The organism is Sanguibacter inulinus, assembly GCF_013415325.1.
Lineage (GTDB): Bacteria > Actinomycetota > Actinomycetes > Actinomycetales > Cellulomonadaceae > Sanguibacter > Sanguibacter inulinus.
Map to the genome: position 1 here is coordinate 17,399 of NZ_JACBYE010000036.1, position 19,043 is coordinate 36,441.

13 protein-coding genes are annotated in these 19,043 nt (G+C 68.5%); 1 reads left to right on the forward strand and 12 read right to left on the reverse strand.

Features of this window, described 5'->3' with window-relative positions; genetic code table 11:
• Positions 1–25: 25 nt before the first annotated feature.
• From HZZ10_RS13465 to HZZ10_RS13500, 8 genes are all read right to left on the reverse strand, one after another.
• Positions 26–2,023 (reverse strand): dipeptide ABC transporter ATP-binding protein, encoded by a 1,998-nt coding sequence (locus tag HZZ10_RS13465; protein ID WP_056129462.1) that lies wholly within the window; start codon positions 2,021–2,023, stop codon positions 26–28.
• On the reverse strand, positions 2,020–3,015 hold the full coding sequence (locus tag HZZ10_RS13470; RefSeq protein WP_056129459.1) for an ABC transporter permease: 996 nt from the start codon (positions 3,013–3,015) through the stop codon (positions 2,020–2,022). The genes HZZ10_RS13465 and HZZ10_RS13470 overlap by 4 nt, the downstream gene beginning before the upstream one ends.
• A complete protein-coding gene (locus tag HZZ10_RS13475; RefSeq protein ID WP_056129458.1) occupies positions 3,008–3,934 on the reverse strand; it encodes an ABC transporter permease in 927 nt (308 codons plus the stop codon). Before HZZ10_RS13475 ends, HZZ10_RS13470 begins: the two co-directional genes overlap by 8 nt.
• Before the next feature lie 172 nt (positions 3,935–4,106).
• Entirely contained in the window at positions 4,107–5,723 is a 1,617-nt protein-coding gene (locus tag HZZ10_RS13480) for an ABC transporter substrate-binding protein (RefSeq protein WP_056129453.1), read from the reverse strand.
• A 494-nt stretch (positions 5,724–6,217) separates the two neighbouring features.
• Entirely contained in the window at positions 6,218–7,939 is a 1,722-nt protein-coding gene (locus HZZ10_RS13485; protein WP_056129450.1) for an ABC transporter ATP-binding protein, read from the reverse strand.
• A complete protein-coding gene (locus HZZ10_RS13490; protein WP_179913893.1) occupies positions 7,939–8,952 on the reverse strand; it encodes an ABC transporter permease in 1,014 nt (337 codons plus the stop codon). Before HZZ10_RS13490 ends, HZZ10_RS13485 begins: the two co-directional genes overlap by 1 nt.
• 75 nt (positions 8,953–9,027) lie before the next feature.
• Complete coding sequence (locus HZZ10_RS13495; protein ID WP_179913894.1) at positions 9,028–10,545, reverse strand: ABC transporter permease; 1,518 nt, start codon at positions 10,543–10,545, stop codon at positions 9,028–9,030.
• A 223-nt stretch (positions 10,546–10,768) separates the two neighbouring features.
• On the reverse strand, positions 10,769–12,583 hold the full coding sequence (locus tag HZZ10_RS13500; RefSeq protein ID WP_056129441.1) for an ABC transporter family substrate-binding protein: 1,815 nt from the start codon (positions 12,581–12,583) through the stop codon (positions 10,769–10,771).
• Between the two features lie 556 nt (positions 12,584–13,139).
• Here HZZ10_RS13500 and HZZ10_RS13505 point away from each other — a divergent pair.
• A complete protein-coding gene (locus HZZ10_RS13505; RefSeq protein ID WP_179913895.1) occupies positions 13,140–13,985 on the forward strand; it encodes a GTP pyrophosphokinase in 846 nt (281 codons plus the stop codon).
• A gap of 64 nt (positions 13,986–14,049) precedes the next feature.
• On the opposite strand, the gene HZZ10_RS13510 is transcribed toward HZZ10_RS13505, so the two are convergent.
• From HZZ10_RS13510 to HZZ10_RS13525, 4 genes are all read right to left on the reverse strand, one after another.
• Entirely contained in the window at positions 14,050–15,858 is a 1,809-nt protein-coding gene (locus tag HZZ10_RS13510) for a cryptochrome/photolyase family protein (protein ID WP_179913896.1), read from the reverse strand.
• Complete coding sequence (locus HZZ10_RS13515) at positions 15,855–17,111, reverse strand: flavin monoamine oxidase family protein (RefSeq protein WP_179913897.1); 1,257 nt, start codon at positions 17,109–17,111, stop codon at positions 15,855–15,857. Before HZZ10_RS13515 ends, HZZ10_RS13510 begins: the two co-directional genes overlap by 4 nt.
• A 147-nt stretch (positions 17,112–17,258) precedes the next feature.
• Positions 17,259–18,362, reverse strand: coding sequence for a COG1361 family protein (locus tag HZZ10_RS13520; protein ID WP_179913898.1), 1,104 nt, complete (start codon positions 18,360–18,362; stop codon positions 17,259–17,261).
• 57 nt (positions 18,363–18,419) lie between these two features.
• Positions 18,420–19,043, reverse strand: coding sequence for a hypothetical protein (locus HZZ10_RS13525; RefSeq protein WP_179913899.1), 624 nt, complete (start codon positions 19,041–19,043; stop codon positions 18,420–18,422).

Consider the following 19,043-nt stretch of genomic DNA (forward strand, 5'->3'; position numbering starts at 1 on the left):
GGTGCTGGTCTGGCTCAGGTCGTGCTCAGCGCAGGTCGAGGTCTTCCGGACCGCTCGGCACCACGTCGAGACGTGATCCCGGGATGGCTCCGAGCAGCTCGCGCGTGTACTCCTCGCGCGGGCTGTCGAAGACCTCGTCGGTCGTCGCGGACTCGATGATGCGACCGTTCTTCATGACGCACACCTGGTCGGCGATCTGGCGGACCACCGCGAGGTCGTGCGTGATGAACAGGTAGCTCAGGTCGAGCTCGGACTGCAGGTCGTTGAGCAGCTCGAGGACCTGCGCCTGGACGAGCACGTCGAGGGCCGAGACGGCCTCGTCGCACACGATGACCTCCGGGCGCAGGGCGAGGGCACGCGCGATCGCGATGCGCTGACGCTGCCCTCCCGAGAGCTCGTTGGGGAAGCGGCGCATCGTCGACTGCGGCAGGGCCACCATGTCGAGGACCTCACGGACCCGCGCCTCGCGCTCCTTCTTGCTGCCGACCTTGTGGATGCGCAGCGGCTCTTCGATGGTGCGGAAGATCGAGTACATCGGGTCGAGCGAGCCGTAGGGGTTCTGGAAGATCGGCTGCACCCGGCGACGGAAGTCGAACAGCTCCGAGGAGCCGAGCGTCGACAGGTCCACGCCGTCGAAGTAGATCTTGCCCTCGGTCGGGTCGAGCAGGTTGAGCATGATGTTCGCGACGGTGGACTTGCCGGAGCCCGACTCCCCCACGAGCGCGACTGTCGTGCCCTTCTTGATCGAGAACGACACGTCGTCCACGGCCTTGAAGTCCTGGTGCTTGCCGGACCCGCGGATCTGGAACACCTTGGTGAGGTTCTCGACCACCACGACGTCGTCGCGGCTGCTGCTGACACCGTCACCAGCGGTCGCGGCAAGGAGGTCCTGAGACTGCTCGCCGCGTGCCTTGGCCGACTGGATGCGACGCGAGGCGAGCGACGGGGCCGCCGCCACGAGGCGCTGGGTGTACGGGTGCTGCGGGTTGGCGAGGATCTCCCGCGAAGGCCCGGACTCGACGACACGCCCGCGGTACATGACCACGAGGTGCTCGGCCCGCTCGGCCGCGAGGCCGAGGTCGTGGGTGATGAACAGGACCGCTGTGCCGAGCTCGCGCGTGAGTCCCTCGAGGTGGTCGAGGATCGTCCGCTGCACCGTCACGTCGAGCGCCGACGTGGGCTCGTCCGCGATGAGCAGCTTCGGCCGCGAGGCCAGGCCGATCGCGATGAGCGCACGCTGACGCATGCCGCCCGAGAACTCGTGCGGGTACTGCTTGGCGCGGCGGACCGCGTCCGGCAGACCAGCCTCGGCAAGCAGACCGGCGACTCGGTCGTCGACGTTCGCCGTCGTGGTCTCGGCCTCGACGACCGAGCGCGCCGAGGCGAGCCCGACCTCTTCGAGGATGCTCACGGCTGCGGCCTTGGTCGTGGACCCCACGACGATCCGCTGGTCGGCCGTGGCGACAGCAGCCTCGACGGCTGGGCCGTCGACGCCGGGCTGCTCGGTGAGCGAGGTGCGCAGCACCCCGAGCAGCGAGGCCTTGCCCTTGCGCCCGATGAGCAGGTCACCACCGGTGACACCGCCCTCGGACGAGCCGATCGCCTCGGCGAGGCCCTTGCGGGTCCCGCGGGAGACGTCGATGTTGTTGGCGGCCAGCGCCTCCTTGACCTGGAAACCGATGCTCCAGACAGGGTTGAGGTTCGACATCGGGTCCTGAGGGACCAGGCCGATCTGGTCGCCGCGCATCGCGACGATCTCCTTCTTCGAGGCCGTGGTGATCTCGCGGCCGTCGAAGCGGATCGAGCCGCCCGTGACTTTGCCGGTCCCGGGGAGCAGGCTGATGATCGCGTGCGCCGTCGTGGACTTGCCCGAGCCGGACTCGCCGACGATCGCGACGGACTGGCCGGGGTAGATCGTGAGGTTGGCGCCGCGGACCGCGGGCACCTCCCCGTTGATGGTCGTGAACGTGACGTCGAGGTCACGGATCTCCAGGAGGGGCTCCTGGCCTGCTGTCGCGCTCATCGCTTCCGCGCCTTCGGGTCGAGGGCGTCACGCACGGCGTCGCCCATCATGATGAAGCTGAGGACCGTGAGCGCGAGCGCTACCGACGGGTAGAGCAGCACGCTCGGGTTGGTCCGCAGCGACGACTGCGCGGTCGCGATGTCGTGGCCCCAGGACAGGACGTTCTGAGGCAGGCCCAGCCCGAGGAACGACAGCGTCGCCTCGGCGACGATGAAGGTGCCGAGGGAGACCGTGGCGACGACGATGATCGGCGCAGCCGCGTTCGGGATCACGTGGCGTCCGAGGATGCTCAGGCGCGAGGCGCCGAGGGCCTTGGAGGCCGTCACGTAGTCGTTGTTCTTGACGCTCATGACAGCACCACGGGTGATGCGGGCGACCTGGGGCCAGCCGAAGACCGTGAGGACCGCGACGACGTTGAGGACCGTGCGGCCCTCGGAGAAGACCTGGCCGAGGACGATCGCGGCGAGCACGAGCGGGATCGCGAAGAAGATGTCCGTGATCCTCGACAGGATCGTGTCGAACCAGCGGCCGTAGAAGCCCGCGAGGGCGCCCATGAGGCCGCCGAGGAGCACGACGCCGATGGTCGTCAGGACTCCGACGGACACCGACGCGCGTGCCCCGTAGATGACACGGGAGTAGACGTCGCAGCCCTGGCGGTCGAAGCCGAAGGGGTGACCGGACTGGGGGTTGCCCAGGGAGTTGCGGAGCTCGCAGAAGCGCGGGTCGACCGACGTGAACAGGCCGGGGAACAGCGCGACGAGGAGGACCGCGAGGATGAGCGCGGCGGACACCCAGAAGAGCACGCGGTGGCGCAGGTCGCGCCAGGCGTCGCGCCACAGGCTCGAGGCCGGTGCGCTCTCGTCGACCTTGTCGACGACGGCCACGGGGGTCTGCGAGACGTCGGCGACGAAGTGGGTCTGGCCGGGGCGGGGGGTGCTCGCCGTGGCGTCCTCGGAGGGCCGGCTGTGAGCCGGCGTGGTGCCATCAGGCATAACGGATCCTTGGGTCCAGGACTGCGTAGAGCAGGTCGACGAGCAGGTTCGCGATGATGTAGACGACCACGAGGATCGTCACGAAGGTGACGACTGTGGACGGCTCGCCGCGGATGATGGCCTGGTACAAGGTCCCACCCACACCTGCGATGTTGAAGATGCCCTCGGTGACGATGGCGCCGCCCATGAGCGCGCCGAGGTCGGCCCCGAGGAAGGTGATCACGGGGATGAGGGAGTTGCGCAGCACGTGCACGTTGACCACGCGCCCGCGAGACAGGCCCTTGGCCGTCGCGGTGCGGACGTAGTCGGCCGAGAGGTTCTCGGCGACCGAGGTCCGGGTCAGTCGCAGCACGTACGCGAAGGAGACGGCGCCGAGCACGATGGCGGGCATGAGCAAGGACTTCAGGCTCACGTCTCCGCCGACCGTGGGTGGCAGCCAGCCGGCCTTCACGCCGATGAAGAACTGCAGCACAAAACCGATGACGAAGGTCGGCACGGCGATGACCACGAGGCTGACGAGCAGCACTGTGCCGTCGAAGATCCCGCCCTTGCGCAGACCGGCGATGAAACCGATGCCGACGCCGAGCACGGCCTCGATGACCAGGGCCATGAGCGCGAGCTTGATGGTGACCGGGAAGGCCCGGGCGACCACGTCGAAGATCGGCTGGCCCGAGAACGAGTTCCCGAGGTCGAAGGTGAAGATGCCCTTGAGGAAGAGCAGGTACTGGACGATGAGTGGCTTGTCCAGGTTGAACTGCGACCGGATCTGGTCGGCGACTGCAGGCGAGAGCCCGCGGTCTCCGCCGAGCGCCTGGATCGGGTCACCCGGGAGCGCGAAGACCATGAGGTAGATGAGCAGCGTTGCGCCGATGAACACCGGGATCATCTGCAACAGCCTGCGTCCGATATATCGGACCATGGAGCCAATCCTTCCTGCGGGCGGGCAGCTCCTTCGTGAGGAGCGCGCCCGCCACTGTACTGGACGTCGTGTCAGGCGTCAGACACGACGCAGGTGGGGTGGAGGACCGTCTGGCCCTCCACCCCACCTGGTGCACGGTGTGCGGTACTACGGGTCTGGCGTCAGTGAGATGTCACCACTGGCTGATCTCGTCAGCCTGTGCCCACAGCTCCTTCGCCTTCTCCGGGTTGTAGACGAGCGCGTCGACACCGGCGAGGGTGTCGCTCCAGCCGTCGATCACCGGGGAGGTGAAGTCGGCGGCGGGGGTGCGGGTGCCCTCGAAGATGGTGTCGGTGATCGCCTCGCGGTCGATGGCCATCGAGATGGCCTGACGGCGGAGCTTGCCCTCTTCACCCTCGAAGTGCTCGAGGTTCTGGGCGATGGTGAAGGACTGGAACACGGCAGCGGGCTGGTTGACCGCACGGTCGCCGAGGTCGTCCTGGAACGTGCCGAACGCGCTGTCGGGGATGCCGTCGAACACGTCGAGGTTGTTGGCCAGGAGGTCGTTGTACGCCGAGTCGAAGGAGTCGTAGAACACGAAGCTCACACCGGTGTTGGCGGGGGTGCGCGGGCCCGAGTAGTCGGGGTTCACGACGAGGTCGACGGCCTCGTTGTGGCGCCATGCACCGTTCATCATGTACGGCCCGTTGCCGATCGGCGCCTCGCCGAAGGCAGCCATGTCCGCGTACGCGGCGGACGGCAGCGGCAGGTACGCGCTGTAGCCCAGGCGGAGCGGGAAGTCGGCCTCAGGCTGGTTGAGCTTGACCGTGAAGGTGGTGTCGTCGACGACCGCGAGGCCGGTGAGCGGCGAGTCGGCGTCGGCCGAGTAGCCCTCGATGCCCTCGAAGAAGTACGAGGAGAGCTGGGCGTTGCTGAGCAGCGCGCCGTAGTTCCACGCGTCGACGAAGGACTTCGCGGTGACGGCCTCACCGTTGGTGAAGGTCGTGCCGCCCTTGATCTTGATGGTCCAGGTCTGCTGGTCGTCGCTCGTGATCGACTCGGCGAGCTCGTTGACCGGCGCACCCGACTCGTCGTAGGACACGAGGCCCTGGAAGAGCGCGTCGATGATGCGACCGCCGCCGACCTCGTTGGTGTTGGTCGGGACGAGCGGGTTCTGGGGCTCGGTGCCGTTGGCACGGACGGGGGTGCCGTCCTCCTTCGTCACGGCGTAGTACAGCGGGACGCTGTTCCAGCCGAAGGCGACGTTGTCGACGGCCTCGGAGGAACCACCGGTGACGTTGGCGTACCACAGCGGGATCGCGGGGAGGTCGGCGAGGAGGATCTCCTGAGCCTGGTCGAAGAAGCCGTTGGCCTCGTCGATGCTCTTCGCGCCCTGACCCTGCGTCAGCAGGTCGTCGAACTCGGGGTTCGAGTACTCGCCGTCGTTCGAGCCGGCACCGGTGCCGTAGAGCGGGCCGAGGAAGTTGTAGAGGCTGGGGTAGTCAGCCTGCCACCCGGTGCGGAACGCGCCGGTCATCTTGCGCTCGGTGACGTCGGTGCGGAGCTCGGCGAAGGTCGCGTACGGCTTGCCCTCCGCCTCGATGCCCAGCGTGTTCTTGATGCTGTTCGCCGTGGCGTCGACCCAGGCCTGGTGGCCACCGTCAGCGTTGTAGGCGATGGTGAAGACGTTGTCCGAGGTGGACCCCGAACCCTCTCCGCTGCCGCCGTTGTCGTCGCTGCCGCACGCCGAGAGGGCGAGCACGCTGGCAGCCGTGACGGCTGCGACAGCGCTGAGCTTCCTGATCTTCAATGTTCCTCCTGGAAGGACTGGGGGCCCCCGCACCGGGTGCGTCCCGCTCGAGGGGCCCGGGAAAGATCCGGGCGCGCGAGAGGGAGAGAGACCGTCGTATGTAGAGGAAACTATCGGCTCTCCGGGGCACCTCTGACCATCGGGGGGCCTGGGGTGGTGATCGTTACCGAAGTGATACTGGTCAGTAACACTGGAGACACAGTGTTCACATGCTGGACATGCGGCGAGCAGATCGTTGCGATCATTGACCTGTCAGCCCCTCTGAACTGGGACGTTAGCGCAGGTACATCGGGCGTCCGACCGCCTGCGAGCACGGTCCGAGATCACCCTCGTCGGCGTGGTCCCGCCGCAGCAGGCCGCCGGCGCTCCCCCGGTTGCGGTCGGCCGCGACGTGCGGCAGAGGTCCCGGCGGCACCAGACGCACGAGAGGCGCCCACCCGATACCAGCCGGGTGGGCGCCTCTGCGTGAGCCGTGCGCAGATTCTGCAGACTTCTCAGGTGCGCAGCTCGGTGACCTCGTCGCCCAGCTGGGCGAGCAGGGCGTGGCGTGCGTCGCGGCGACGACGCTGCTCCCCGGGCTCGGGGACCGGCGCTGCGGCGAGCAGGCGACGCGTGTACTCCTGCGTCGGGTTGAGGAGCACCTCTTCCCGGGTGCCCTGCTCGACGATCTTGCCGTCCTGCAGCACGACCACGCGGTGCGCGAGCATGTCGATGACCGCGAGGTCGTGCGAGACGAAGACGCAGCCGAAGCGGTAGCGCTCCTGGAGGGCCGTGAACATCGCCAGGACGCTCGCCTGGACCGAGACGTCCAGGGCCGAGGTGGGCTCGTCAGCGACGAGCAGCTCAGGGTCGAGCGTGAGGGCGCGGGCGATGCTCACGCGCTGGCGCTGACCGCCGGAGAGCTCGTGCGGGTACCGGTTGATGACGTCGCGGGGCAGCTCGACGGCGTCGAGGAGCTCGTAGACCTTGGCGAGCCTGGACTTCTTGTCGCCGATCTTGTGCACGACGAGAGGCTCGGCGATGCAGTCACCGATCGGGAAGCGCGGGTTGAGCGACGAGGCCGGGTCCTGGAACACGACACCGATCCGCTTGCGGAGCGCCTTGGACTGCTTGTGGTTCATCGCGGCGAAGCTGGTGCCGAAGATCGACACGGAGCCGCTGACCGCCGGGATGAGCCCGAGGGCGCAGCGCGCGATCGTCGACTTGCCCGAGCCCGACTCCCCCACGAGCCCGACGATCTCGCCCGAGCCGACGGTGAAGGTCACGTCGTCGACAGCGCGGAAGGGCGTCTTGCCCACGCGCTGGTACTCGATGACGAGGTTCTTCAGCTCGAGCGCCGGCTTGTCACCCTCGGGGGCCTCGGCCACCTCGGTCACGACGGTGCCGAGCTGACCCGGCCCGGACCCGAGGTGCGGGACCGAGGCGAGCAGCTTCTTGGTGTAGTCGTGCTGCGGGTGGTTGAGCACCTCGTCGGCCGTGCCGGTCTCGACGATCGTGCCCTTGAGCATCACGGCCACCCGGTCGGCCATGTCGGCCACGACACCCATGTTGTGGGTGATGAGCAGGATGCCGGTGTTGAGCTTGTCCTTGAGCGAGCGCAGCAGGTCGAGGATGTCGGCCTGGACCGTGACGTCGAGGGCCGTGGTCGGCTCGTCGGCGATGATCACCTTCGGGTCGCAGCTGATGGCCATCGCGATGACCACACGCTGACGCTGCCCGCCCGAGAGCTCGTGCGGGTACTGCTTGACGCGGCGCTCCGGCTCGGGGATGCCCACCATGCGCAGCAGCTCGACGGCGCGGGCCACGGCCTGCTTGCCGTAGGCGATGCCGTGCAGCTCGAGGGCCTCGGTGAGCTGGGTGCCGATGGTGAGCACGGGGTTGAGCGCTGTCATGGGCTCCTGGAAGACCATGGCCACGTCGTTGCCGCGCATGCGGCGCAGCCCCTTGTCGTCGAGCTCGCCGACGACGGTGTCGCCGACCGTGATGCGCCCACCGACGCGAGCGTTCTTCGGGAGCAGACCGAGCGCCGTCATCGAGGTGACGGACTTTCCCGAGCCGGACTCGCCGACGAGCGCGAGGACCTCGCCCGGCTGGACCGCCAGGGAGATTCCCTTGACGGCGTGGACCGTGCCGAACTCGGTGCCGAACTTGACGTCGAGGTCGGTGAAGGACAGGACTGCTGTGCTGTCCGCTGGAGCGGGAGTCGTGGTGCTCATCAGTCCTTGTTCCTGTTCTGACGGGGGTCGAAGGCGTCACGGAGGCCGTCACCGATGAAGTTCACGGTGAGCGCGATGGCCAGGATGAACAGACCGGGGAACCAGAAGAGCCACGGTCGGTTGGTGAACGCGTTCTGGTAGTCGCTGATGAGCAGCCCGAGCGAGACGTCGGGCGGCTTGACCCCGAAGCCGAGGAAGCTCAGCGCGGTCTCGAGCAGGATCGCCGAGGCGATCGACAGGGTTGCCGAGACGATGATGACGCCGATCGTGTTCGGCAGGATGTGCTTGACGACGATCCGGGCCGAACCCGTGCCGATGGCCCGGGCCGAGGCGACGAACTCGCGCTCACGGAGCGAGAGGACCTCTCCGCGGACGAGCCTGGCGAGGCCGGTCCAGGTGACGAGGCCGAGCATGATCGCGAGCCCGAACACACCCCACGAGGACGCGATCTGTCCGAGCACCGCAGCCAGGACCAGGAGCGGGATGACGATGACAAGGTCGGTGAGACGCATGAGGAGTGTCTCGAGCCAGCCGCGGAAGTACCCCGCGAGACCGCCGATGACGGTCCCGAGGATGGTCGCGAGGATCCCGACGGTGAAGGCGACGATGAGCGAGACCTGCGTCCCCTTCATCACGAGGGCGAAGTAGTCCTTGCCCGTCGAGTCCTGCCCGAAGGGGTGCTCGCCGAGCGTGAACGGGAAGGAGTAGGTCGGGCGTCCGCCGTTGATGACGTCCGCGGCCTTGGTGTAGTCCTTGCCCCACCACCCCGGGACCGGGCCGATGCCGATCGAGGTGAAGGCGAGCAGCGTGATGAGCACCAGGATGACGAGGGAGACCATCGCGCCCTTGTGGCGCAGGAACCGGCGCACGACGAGCTGGCCCTGGCTGTAGGACTTCTGCTCGGTCTTCGACGGGCCGGGGGCGTCGTGCATGTGAGCCGCGACGGGGTCGATGCCGCCGTCTGCCGGAGTCGGGATGCGCTCCGGGTTCACGGGCTGGTTGGGGTCAGTCATTGCGCTCTCCGGTGGTCATGGCGCGGGTCGCGGACAGGGTGGTCACGGTCGTGGTGGTCGTGCTGGCCATGTCCGTCACCTCCTGATCCGCGGGTCGAGGGCCGCGTACGCAAGGTCGGCGACGAGGTTCATGACGATCGCCGCGGTGCCCGTCACGAGGAAGAAAGCCATGACAGGGGCCGGGTCGACGTTGGACAGGCCGGTCTGGAACAGCTCACCCATGCCCTTCCAGCCGAAGACCTTCTCGGTGATGACGGCGCCGCCGATGAGACCTGCGAAGTCGAAGGCCACGATGGTCGTGATCGGGATGAGCGCGTTGCGGAAGGCGTGCTTGACGATGACCACCCGCTCGGAGAGCCCCTTGGACCGTGCTGTGCGGACGTAGTCCTGGTTCATCACCTCGAGCATCGAGGAGCGCGTGTAGCGGGTGTACGACGCGACCGAGATGAGGGTGAGGACGATGGTCGGCAGGATGAGCTGCGTCCCCTGGTCGAGGAAGGTGTCCCAGAACGATCCCACGAGGTTGGGGGTCTCGGAGCCGATGGTCGAGATCGGGCGCGGCTTGAGCTTGAGCAGGCCGCTCCAGTTCGAGATCGCGTGGTCGGCGACGGTGAGGATGCCCATCATCACGGCTGTCGAGATCGAGACCGTCATCGCGAGACGACGCGACTCTCCGCCCCAGAACCAGCCGACGGCTGCGCCCACCACGACGGTGACAAGACCGAGGACCGCGATGATCCCCCACGAGGGGTCTTCGAGGATCGGCATGGTGACGAAGTAGCTGACGAGGCCCGCACCGACGGTGGTGAGACCCGCGTAGAGCACCCGGCGGTTGCTGAGCCCGACGACCAGGACCGTGAGGCCGACCGCGAAGGCCGCCGCGACGAGGACGACCACGCCGACACCGAGAGCCGGGCGGCGGAACCACTCGACTGCGCTGAAGTAGAACATCGCTGCCGCGACGAAGACGATCGCGGTGCCCGCGGTCAGCAGGCGCCGCTTGCGGTCACCACCGAGGATCCCCTGCAGCGCGAAGCCGATGACCAGCGCGGTGATGATGATCTGCACGGGTGAGAAGGTCGGTTCGACGATCCAGTCGTTGAACCTGATCGCGCCGTACTCCTTGAGCAGGACCGCGACCCAGAACACGGGGAGGGAGTAGAAGAGGAAGGCCATGAAGGTCACGACGTAGTCGAAGCCCGAGTACTGGCGGATGGCCGTCATGATCCCGACGAGCACACCGATGATGATCGCGAGCACCGTTGCGAGGATCACGAGTCGGAGGGTCGAGGCGACGGCGTTGCCGAGGAGGGCTGTGACGTCTGTGCCGGAACGGTTGGTCCCGAGGTCGCAGTTGAGCGTGAAGCACTTGGACACACCGCGGAGCCAGTCCCAGTACCGCGCGTACCAGGGCTCGTCGAGCCCCATGAACGAGGTGCGCTGCTGGATGAGGTACTCGCGGTTCTTCGCGTTGCTCTCGCGGAGGTCCTTGAGGGGGTCTCCCGAGTTGATCACCAGGACGTAGAGCAACAGTGAGCCGCCGAGCAGGACGAGGAGTGACTGTCCTAGTCGACGCAGGATGAACTTGGTCACGAACTAACCCTTCAAGTTCCATTGGGAGCGGTGACCTGGGCGCGCGCACCGCACGCGTCGAGCCACAAAACTCCTTCATAGTGCCATGACCGAGAGGCTTCTGGCTCACAAAAAGCTGGGGTGGAGGCGGTGAGCCCCCACCCCAGCCGGTGCGGTGGTCAGGCGCTCGTAGCGCCTGACCACCGGGACCTCACCGAGGTCAGGTCCCTGTGGTGCTGCGGTCTCAGGACGCGCGGACCCACTGCTCGGCGTTCCACGCGACGGTGTTCTGCGTCGCCGTGCGGCGGACGTTCGAGAGCGTCGAGTCGAAGGCGCTCACACCGGGGTGCGCGAAGACCGGGATGCCGTACAGGTTGTCCCAGAGCAGCTTCTCGATGGTCTGGATCTGGGTGAACTGCTCGTCCTCGTCGAGGGTGGTCGCGAGGGCCTCCCACGCTGCGTCGACCTCGGCGTTGGAGAACCCGCCGTAGTTCTGAGCGCCTGTCGAAGAGTAGATGTTCTGCCCCGAGACGATCTGGCCCGATCCGGCCCAGGCGAAGAGGGCGACCTCGTAGTCACCGCGCTCGAGCGTGCCGCCCGGTGCGAAGAAGTCCTCGTTGCCCGCGTCGGTCACGTTGAAGCCGGCCTCGTCGCAGCTGGACTTGATGAGGGCGACCTGCTCGGTGCGGCGCTGGTTCGGAGCGGAGTAGCCGATGCGGACGTCGATCGGTCCGGTCACGCCGGCCTCTTCGATCTTGGCCTTGGCACCGTCGATGTCGACCTCGTCGTAGCGACCGTCATAGGAGGTCTCGAGGAGCTCGGAGTAGCGCTCCTGGAACGGGAAGACCTCGCGGGCGTTCATGACGACAGCCTCGGGGTCGACAGGCTTGACCAGGTTGTCGACGATCTGCTGACGCGGCACGCACATGGCGAAGGCCTCACGGAGCGCGAGGTTGTCGGCGAAGACACCGTTGTTGAAGTTGAAGTCCAGGTGCTCCCACGTGAGGGACTGCCCGGTCTCGAGGGTGACGGAGTCGCCGATGCCCTCGAGCTGGGCGACGGTGTCGACCGTGGCCTGCGGCTCGATGACGTTGAGGTCACCGTTCTGCAGGGCCTGCACCATGGCCTCAGGGGCCACGAAGCGGTAGACGAGCGTCTTGGTCGCGGGCGGGGTACCCCAGTAGTTCTCGTTGGCCTCGAGGGTGATCGACTCGCCCGCGGTCCAGGAGGACAGCTTGTACGGGCCGGAGGACGGACGGATCGCCTCGTCGGGCAGCTCGCCCGGCGTCGGGGAGAGCCATCCGGTGTTCCAGAACTCGGCCACGGGGCGGAGCGTCTCGACGTCCTTGGCCTTGATGGCCTCGACGAGCTGCTCGACCGTGAGGCCACCCTGCTCGGCGGCGATGTGCGCGGGGAAGGCGCTGGTCACCTGGAGCTGGTAGTCGGGGTACGGGCTCTCGTAGTCGTACGTGAAGGTCTTGCCGCCGATCTCACCCTGCGGGCCCTCGAGCACGCGGCCGCCGAACTCGAGGCCGGAGACGCTGTTGAACAGCGGGACGGGGTTGCCCTCGTCGTCGACGCCGTCCGTCATGGACTGAGCGGCCCAGTCGAGGAGGTAGTCCTCGTACGCGATCGGCGTGCCGTCAGACCAGACCGCCGCGTCGTTGAGGGTGTACTCGACCGACATCGGGTCTTCGGACGTCAGCTTGAACGTGCCGTAGTCCTCGTCCTGGTAGATGGCGCCGTCGGTGCCGAAGTACATGAAGCTGCCGAAGATGCGGTCGTTGACCACAGAGTTGTAGGTCGAGTAGGTCTCCGGCGTGTTGCCGTTGTACCCGAGCCACTCCTCACCACCGAGGCTGTAGGAGATCGAGTCGTCAGCCGTGACGACCTCGCCGAGGTCTTCCTTGCCGGTGCTGGTCGGCTCGGCAGAGCCACCGGTGCTCGACGACGACGCGCTGGGGGCGTCGTCAGAGTCGTCGGACGACGTGCAGCCGGCGAGCACGAGAGCGCCCGTGGCCAGCATCGCGACCGTGGCGTGAGTGCGCCTGATCTTCAATGTTCCTCCTCGAAGGATGCGAGATACCCGTGGGCCTGCGACACGTCTCACCCCTGCCGGGACGACCGGGGGGATGCGGCTGGTCTGGGGATCGTGTGTACGAGAAAGTTACCTACGTGATGTCGACCACTCGAACGAATCTCACCCATAAAGGCTGATCGTTACCGAGTTGATACTGCTCGGTAACATTGGTCATCTGCCGTTCACAATGTGGACCGTGGACGCTGTGCACCTTGGTATCTCAACGTTTTCAGAGATGCTGAACCGGGACCCAAGCACCACTACAGCCCTCACGAGCGTTCCCGCATGCCTTTTTAAGGTGACAAGAGCGCTGAAATCGTGTCAACCGCGCGAGACGAAACGATCTGGTCATTGCTCACCCGTCGACGACGCCGCTCCTCGCACCCCCGATGTGCAGGGTCGTCCTACGTCCTCCACACAGTCGTCACGAGCGGTCCCACGCCCAGCGCCGGGCGACGACTAGTCTCGGGAGGTGCCGGGACATCTCGACCGACGAGGTCGCCCCGACCTCGGACCGACAGGAGCACGACGACAGATGAGCGCCGACGCGCACGAGGCCGATCGCCTCTCCCCAGGGTTCCCCCCGCCGACGGTCGGCAGCGGCCCCCTCGCCGAGCCGGTCGCGCAGTCCTTCGCACGGCTCTCGCCGGACCAGCGCGGCGCCCTGGTCGCCGCGCGCGACGAGCTGACCCGCTTCGTCATGGCGTACCAGTTCGGCCTCGAGGAGATGCTCACCAAGGTGAACATCCTCAAGGACGAGTTCAGCTACGTGCGCGACTACAACCCGATCGAGCACGTGAGCTCTCGGCTGAAGTCCCCCGAGGGCATCCTCGCCAAGGCGGTCCGCAAGGGCTGCCCGCTGCGCGTCGACGCGATCCGCGAGCAGATCTTCGACATCGCCGGGATCCGGATCACGTGCAGCTTCATCGCCGACACGTACACGATCCGGGACATGCTCATGTCGCAGGAGGACGTGACGGTCGTCGAGGTCAAGGACTACATCGCCCACCCGAAGGAGAACGGCTACAAGAGCCTGCACCTCATCGTGCAGGTGCCGGTGTTCCTGTCGGACAGGGTCGAGCACGTCAAGGTCGAGATCCAGATCCGCACGATCGCGATGGACTTCTGGGCGAGCCTCGAGCACAAGATCTACTACAAGTACGACGGCGACGTGCCGCAGACCCTGCTCGACGAGCTGCGCGACGCGGCGACCGTAGCGAACCGGCTCGACGTGAAGATGGAACGCCTGCACCAGGAGGTCAGCCGCCTCCCGCACGCGAGCGCCGCCGAGACGTCAGAACCGTCCAGCGCGCTCGAGGCTGTTCCCGCCGAGCTGCTCCAGACGCTGTTCCAGCAGATCGGGCGCGAGACGGGGACGTAGCCCCAAGGCGCCGTAGCCGGCGAGCCTCACCGTGGCGCGGGGCCGCTGGCCGAGTCGGCCAGGCTCATCCTGAGGACGGGTCAGGTGGCTGAGTCCGGAGCAGCCGGGACGCCCCGTCCGCCGGCTCGAGCAGAGCGCCCGCACGCCGTCGGTGCTCGCGGAGGGTCGTCGGGGCCATCCTGTCGAGGAGGGCGACGACCATCGTCGCGCGGTGGTTGGCCTCGAAGACCGGGCGGTGGTCCTCGACGAAGGCCCAGTAGAGCCCGTCCCAGTCCGCCCTCCACTCCCCCGGCGGGAGGTCGGACATCTTCCGCAGATAGCTGCTGCCCGAGACGTAGGGCTTGGTGGTGATCGCCGTCCCGGCGGCGAACTGGCTCATCGCGTAGACGTTGGGGACCATCACCCAGTCATAGGCGTCGATGAACATCTCCATGAACCACAGGTAGACCTCGTCAGGGTCGACCCGCAGGAGCGACATGGCGTTGCCCAGCACCATGAGCCGCTCGATGTGGTGGGCGTAGCCCGTCGCGAGGACCCTGGAGATCACCAGGTCGACGGGTTCCAGGCCCGTCGTGGCGTCCCACCAGCCGTCGCCGAGGGCGTGGGTGTGCCCGAGGTGGTTGGACGTCCGCAAGCGGCGGCCGTAGACGCGGTACGTCGCGCGCATGTACTCGCGCCACCCGATGAGCTGCCTGACGAATCCCTCGACCGAGGCGAGCGGCGTGCTCTCGTCGGCGCCGTCGAGCACGGCCTGCAGGACCTCGCGAGGGTCGAGCAGACCGATGTTGAGCGCCGCGGTCAGCAGGCTGTGCGCGATGAAGGGGTGCTCAGTCGAGATCGCGTCTTCGTAGGGGCCGAAGTCGTGCAGACGCTCGCGGACGAACTCGTCCAGGTGTGCTCGTGCCTCGTCGGCGCTCGTGGGCCAGGCGAAGAGCTGTGGGTCGCCCGGGGCGTCGGGGAACTCTGCGGCCACCCAGGCGATCGCGTCGTCGACCTCCTGGGGTCGCGTGGCACCGTCGCGACCGCTGCCATCTCGGGAGCTGCGACCGTGACGGTGATCGCCGTCGTGGCCGCCAGCAGGGTCGACGGCCGGGTCGACGGCTGGGTCGTCGGCCGCGTCGTCGGACGGGCCGCCAGCCGTGTCGTCGGCTGGTTCGTCGAAGAGCGACTCGAGGTCGAAGGTCCCTTCGTCGCGCAGCACGGGATGGCGTGCGAAGCGGCCGACCACGGGGGGCACGTAACCGCGCGGGAGCTTCTTGCGGTTGTCGGCGTCGTAGGACCACCTGCCGCCGACGGGCTGGTCGCCGTCGAGCAGGACGTCGAGCCTGCGACGCTGCCACACGTAGAAGTCCTGCATGCGCGGGGCGTTGCCGGCAAACCACGCGTCGACCTGGGCGCGGTCGGTGAGGAAGCTCGGGCTCTCGAGCACGTCGTCGGCGTGGAGCGTGTACCCGCCGTCCGCGAGCGCGGAGCGGAGGTCACGCTCCATCCAGTCGTCGACCACGTCGAAGAAGGTCACCTGGGCCGGGGCCATGTCGCGCACGAGGGCGCAGAGCTGGTCGTGGGAGCTCCGACCGGCGTCGCTGCGCAGCGTGCGGACCTCGTGCCCGCGCGCCCGCAGGCGTGCCGCGAAGCGCTCCGTCGACGCGCGGTGCAGCACCAGCTTGTGGGAGTGGAACCTGTACTGCCTGAAGAGCAGGTCGTGCTCGACCACCACGAAGACCGTGCCTGGACCGGCGTCGAGGTGCTCGTCGAAGAGCTGGTGCGGCAGGACGAGACGCAGGTGCGGCAGTGGCGCCGGCTTCAGAGGTGGCTTCTGGGGCAGGTGCGGCGTCGGGTTCAGGTGCGGTGTCGGGGGTGGCACCGCGGTCATGGACGCAGTCGGCTCGCGACAGCGTGGCCGGCGCGGTCGCCCGAGAGCAGCGCCCCTTGGATCGACCCTGTGGCCTGGTGGTCGCCGGCGACCAGCACGCGGTCTCCTGTCCAGCGTGGGCGTCGGTCCCGGAGCGGCGGCGGTTGCGCGGGCAGCGTGTGCTCGACGACGTGGTGGACCAGCACCTCCCACCTTGCGGTCGACGTCCCGTAGATCCGCGCGAGGTCACGGAGGACGTCGGCCTCGCTCGCGCGGCCGTCGGGCCTGTCGAGCAGCGTGGTCGCCTGGACCAGATGCTCGCCGGGCGGCGCGTACGACAGGGCGGCCTCGGAGACCACGGCGGTGTTCCAGACCGGGCCGGCCGGTCCCCCGCCGGGGCGCGAGGCGTCGAGGACGATGAAGGGGCTGGCCCGCGGGACCTCGGGCGTGCGGAACCACCAGGTGGTCAGCCCGTGCGTGACGGGGGCTGGGACGTCCACCAGAGAGGCGACGTCCTGCGGACCGACCGCGACGACCGCTGCACGGGCGCGGAGCGTCCCCTGGTCTGTCGACACGGCGACCCCGTCCGAGGTCTCCCGCAGCTCGCGGGCCGGGGTGCTGAGCCGGACCGGCTCGCTCAGCCAGGCGGCCATCTGCTCGGGCATCGCCTGCATGCCCTCGCGCGGGAGGCCGGGGGCAGCGAGGGCGAAGGAGCGCATGAGCAGCCTGACGAAGCCTGCGGACGTGCTGCCGGTGCTGTCGGCGAGGACCCCGGCGAGGAAGGTGTCGAGGACGTCGCGGCGCAGGCGGCCGGTGAGACCGACCTGGTCGAAGGACTCCCGGAGCGGCAGGTCCGGTGTCGAGCGGAACGCAGCCCTGGCGTGCAGGAGCGTGGGTCCGAGCCACCGGGCGAGCGCGACGAGGTCCGAGACCGGCGTGAGATCGCTGAGCACGGTCCCGAGGGCGTGCTGCGGGTGCCGGAGCGGGTGAGCGAGGGTCGTCCTGGTCTCACCGGTGCGCACCACGACGCCGACACCGAAAGTCTGGAGCGCGAGGGACGGGACGTCGATCCAGTCCCGCACGGCCGGGTAGGAGGGGTTGAGCACCTGGAAACCACGGTCGCAGAGGAACCCGTCGACCCTGTCGGTGCGGACCCTGCCGCCGACGGCATCACCGGCCTCGAGGACCGTCACCCGCAGACCGAGCCGCTCCAGGCGTCGGGCGCTCTGCAGACCGGCGAGACCTGCGCCGACGACGACGACATCCGTGTCCATGGGGTTCCCTCCTGATGAGGGGCAAGTCTCGCCCGGGCCTGTCGGCAGGGCAACCGGGACGCATGCCGTGACCGGGGTCGCGAGCCGGGCGAGAGGGCGACGGCACAGGACGCCGACGACTGGGTGCCCAAGTGCCCAAGTGCAGTCTCAGGCGTCTCGGACCGCGCCGTGACGCCCGGTGGCCTCGGCGATCCCCGCCTGCTTCGCCTCGGCGATCAGGAGGGCCAGCCGACGGCGTCGACCGCGGACTGCTGACCGCAGCGCGAGCACCATCGCGAGCGCGCCGAGCACCACGAGGAGCTGGGGCACCGGGAGCGCCCAGGTGGTGAAGGTCTGGACAACAGGGGCGATGGTGTCTGCACCTGCACCTGCGCCTGCAGCGACCTCGGTGTCTGCTGCAGGGTGCAACGCGACCGTCGTCCGCAGCGGGCCGAGGGGCCAGACCCTCTCGGTGGTAACGACGACAGGGGTCTGCGCGCCTGGCGACAGGTCGGGTGTCTGCGTGGCGACACTCAGGGCGCGTCCCGACCACGGGGCGATGCTCGAGCTGACCTCGCTGCGCAGCCTGACGTTGCCGGTGTTGGCCACCGTCGACGAGACCGTCACCGCGCCCGGGGTGAAGGGGTTCCAGGACTGCACGTAGTGCGCCTCGAGGTCGTCGAGCGCGAGGGCCGGCGCGAGGTCGCCGGCGACCCTGACGTCTACCCGGACACCGACACGGTGCTCGGTCGAGACGAGGCCGTCGGCGCTCGTGACCACGCTGGCCGCGACACCCGCCGAGTAGTCCCCCGGGGTCGCGTCGGCGGGGACCTGGAGCAGGACGGGGACGACAGCACTGTCGCCGGCCCCGAGCTCGAGGGTGCTCACCACGTCGACCCACGCACCGGCCTCGACCGGGGCGTGGGACCTGGGCCGCATGTCGAATCGTCCCGAGGCTGTGAGGTAGCCGTCGTTGGCGGTGATGTCGAAGGTCACCGCGTGCTCGCTGAGGTTGCGCACCAGGACGTGCTCCTGGACTGACCCGCCCGGGGGCACGGCGACGTCGATGGTCCGACGCCCGTCAGGTCCCTCGGCGCTGGCCGGCGAGACAGACCAGGAGACCTGCGAGGCGGGGTCCGGGGCCGACGCCCCCGCAGCGGGCACCGGACCGAGAGCTGCGGTCACGATCACCAGGGTGAGGACGGCGAGCAGCCGGGCGACGGCAGCGCGCAGCCGCTCGGCGTCGGTGCGGGAGCCGGGAGACGCGGTCACGGGACCTCCTTCGGGAGCAGTGGGCGGGGCGCCGTCGGCAGCCCCGCCCACGGTAGGTCAGCCTTCGAAGAGCGAGAGGGTCAGCGTCGCGCTGTAGGAGCCTGGGGGCGCCTCGACGACGGGGACCCTCAGGGCGAGGTCGGCAGATGCCTCCCACGACGCCCCGAACTCGCGGGCGTCGGAGGAGTCGAAGGTCGACACCAGGAGGTCGTAACCGCCGACCACACCCGTGCCGTCGTCGGCCTCGGAGGCCACCGGGACCCCCTCGACCACCGATCCGTCGTCGTCGGGCGGGGTGCTCACCAGGCGTGGCGCCCACCCGAGGTACGTCCCGGAGATCACCGAGCCGGAGTCGACGGCCTCGAAGTCGGAGGTGTCCCCCACGACAGCCCAGGCGACACCCTCGTCGCTCGTGGTGCGGGTGTCGGTCACGGTGACTGTCGGCAGGACACCTGTGAACTGCCGGACGTCGCTGTCCGAGCCCGACTCGGTCAGCGCGACGGGGCTGGTGTCGACGGTCATGGCCAGGGCGCCCTGGTCGGTGACCTCGACCAGCAGCGGCACGCCGCCCTCGTCGACGGGGCCGGGGGCGGGGTCAGGGGCGGCGACGGCTGTCGACGCCAGGAGGAGGGATGCTGAGCCGAGCGCTGCGATCGCGCCGGCGCGAGAGAGACGAGACAT